This window comes from Xanthobacter autotrophicus (assembly GCF_030015065.1).
GTDB lineage: Bacteria > Pseudomonadota > Alphaproteobacteria > Rhizobiales > Xanthobacteraceae > Xanthobacter > Xanthobacter autotrophicus_D.
Genome location: NZ_JAIVFN010000231.1, coordinates 1 through 2,236, shown reverse-complemented (window position 1 = coordinate 2,236; position 2,236 = coordinate 1). Strand labels below are relative to the sequence as shown.

At 64.7% G+C, this 2,236-nt stretch carries 4 protein-coding genes; 2 read left to right on the top strand and 2 right to left on the bottom strand.

The window, feature by feature from the left end:
- Positions 1–27 precede the first annotated feature (27 nt).
- Both K9U40_RS22625 and K9U40_RS22620 read left to right on the top strand, forming a co-directional pair.
- On the top strand, positions 28–297 hold the full coding sequence (locus K9U40_RS22625) for a type II toxin-antitoxin system prevent-host-death family antitoxin (protein ID WP_282639829.1): 270 nt from the start codon (positions 28–30) through the stop codon (positions 295–297).
- Positions 294–707 carry a hypothetical protein gene (locus K9U40_RS22620; protein WP_282639828.1) on the top strand — a complete coding sequence of 138 codons (414 nt, stop codon included), beginning with the start codon at positions 294–296 and terminating at the stop codon, positions 705–707. Before K9U40_RS22625 ends, K9U40_RS22620 begins: the two co-directional genes overlap by 4 nt.
- Here the strand turns inward: K9U40_RS22620 and K9U40_RS22615 are convergent.
- A complete protein-coding gene (locus tag K9U40_RS22615) occupies positions 691–954 on the bottom strand; it encodes a WGR domain-containing protein (RefSeq protein ID WP_282639827.1) in 264 nt (87 codons plus the stop codon). The genes K9U40_RS22620 and K9U40_RS22615 overlap by 17 nt on opposite strands.
- 88 nt (positions 955–1,042) lie before the next feature.
- Positions 1,043–2,236 (bottom strand): DUF1173 domain-containing protein (locus K9U40_RS22610; protein WP_282892347.1); only part of this gene is annotated, 1,194 nt, incomplete at its 5' end.

Genomic DNA, 2,236 nt, shown 5'->3' with positions numbered 1-2,236 from the left:
CAAAGGCAGCAATTACAGGAGATCGCCATGCCGCGTTCAGGTGGGTCCTATTCCACGAGCGAGCTTTCCCGCAAGTCCGGCGATATCATCGCTGAGGCGCTGCGCCGGCCGGTAACGATCACCCAGCGCAACAAGCCGCGCCTCGTGCTCCTCAACATTGAGGACTATCAGCGCCTGATGCGCCAGTCGGACGCACGCTCGGCGGGGACCATCGAGACGATGCCCGACAGCCTTCTCGCAGAGTTCGAGAACGCCGTCGACGCCTATGCGCGGGAGGACGAGGCCGGAAAGCCATGAGCTTCGACGACATCCAGACCGCGACCGTCATCCGCTATCCGTATCTCTGGGCGCGGCAGGCGCGTGCCGGCGAAACCGAGGGCCGCAAGGATCGGCCCGTCGCCGTCGGCGCGCGTATCGTCCGGCCGGACGATGATCTCGTGCTCTTCTTTCCGATTACCACCAAGGAACCGGAAGCATCGCGATTCTTTGCCGAGATCCCGGCCATCGAAAAGCGCCGTGCCGGGCTGGACACCGATCTGCGCCTCTGGATCATCCTCGATGAATTCAACACCGACCTTGTCGGCCGGTCCTTCTATCTCGAACCGAAGCGGCCCATCGGCCGCTTCAGCAAGGCCTTCTTCCTGCCGCTGCTGCGCGAGTTCATCGCCCGCCGGAAAGCCTTCACCGAGGTCAGCCGTTTCCGCTGACGCCGGCGTCGCCATAGCCGCGGCGTCGTTTCGTCCGGGCAAGGCGCGAGAACGCGCCCACAGCCTCCTCAGGCTGATCGAAGGTCTCCATCATCGACTGGCCGTTCGTGCCGATCCGGCCCCAGTTGCGGATGACCGTCGCCCCGCCGAACAGCGTCGGCTGGAGCGAGAGCGTGTAGTACCGCCGCATGTTCTGCGCGGGATCGATGCGGCGGAGGTGCAGCGGGCCCGGTGCCGTTCTTTCCATGGGGCGAGTCTCGCGTCCCAGGAAAGGCGCGTCCAACGACTTCCATGAATCGATCCTGCGGGATCGATTCATGCCCGTGATGAACGCCTCAGGGCATGAGCGGCATGCCGCCGTCAGCCGTGCGCCAGACCCAGGGCGTCATCTCGGGCCGAGCGTCGATCATCTCCGCCAGCATGCGATCATAGTCTTCGTCGGCGCCCGCAGGGACGATGTACATTGCGACAGGAGACGGGCGCCTCTCAGGGAGCGTCACGCAAACGACCGGCTGATCCCGGCTGAGATTGAACCGCAATCCCTTCACGCTCTTGCGCCGCATGCCTGCTAGGCGAGAGAGCAACTGCAGTTCGTGGGCGCTCTCGAAGGGAATCCAGTTCTCCGTCACCACCATCAGGGCGATCTCGTTGATGGCCGGAACGCCGGCGTTTGAAATCCCGAATGTCGCGATGGCGACGACGTGCGTCTCCTCGTTCGCATCCCAGAGTTCCAGCTCGGCGTCATACCGCTTGTTCAGCCGGCGCCAGGCCGCCTCCTCCAGCATCAGAGGGAAATCCGGCAGGTGCTTGATGACAACCTTCCGGCCGCTGCGAGCCTCAGGGAATTCCTTCACCTCGCCGACCAGCAGCATCAACTTCTGCGGGCCGTTGCCCGGCGCCTGGGCGCCGGATAGAGCCCTGGATCGCCGCACCGCGATCGCAGCCTTGTCGTCGGCGTGGAACACCTCCGGCACGAACAGAATGTCGCTGAGCGGACCGCCGCGCACGGTCATTTCCCTAGCGGCATTCATCACGCTCGCCCGCACCTTGCCCCAGCCGCGCTTGCCGGCCCAAAGCGATGTCCATTCGGTCAGCTCGGCGGCATCCCAGAGATAGTGCAGAACGGCGCGCAGCGAGAGCTTCTTGGTCTCGTTCCGCACCGTGTCGGAAGTCTCCGATGGGGATGCCGGCGCGGACCGGCTGCCACGCTTCGTCAGCGAGAAATCGAGCTTGAGAATGGCGGTCCCGGTCGCATCGTCAATCTGGATCGCATTGCCGATGAGGGGACCGAGCCCCGAAAGCTCGTAGGGCGGTTCGTAGGACGGGCAGGAGGGGTCGTGATCGCGGCCAGTCAGCGGCATGCGCTTGACCAGGAACTGTCCGTCGTTCCGCGTGATATACATCGTGGTGGGCGGCTCGCGGCACAGGCAGAGCGGCCGCTGCTTGCGCTCAAAGGCCTGCTCGAGCGCGGATTGAAGCTCCGGCGCGCCTTCATCGCAGGTCCGCTCACCAATCCTGAACTGCCGCAT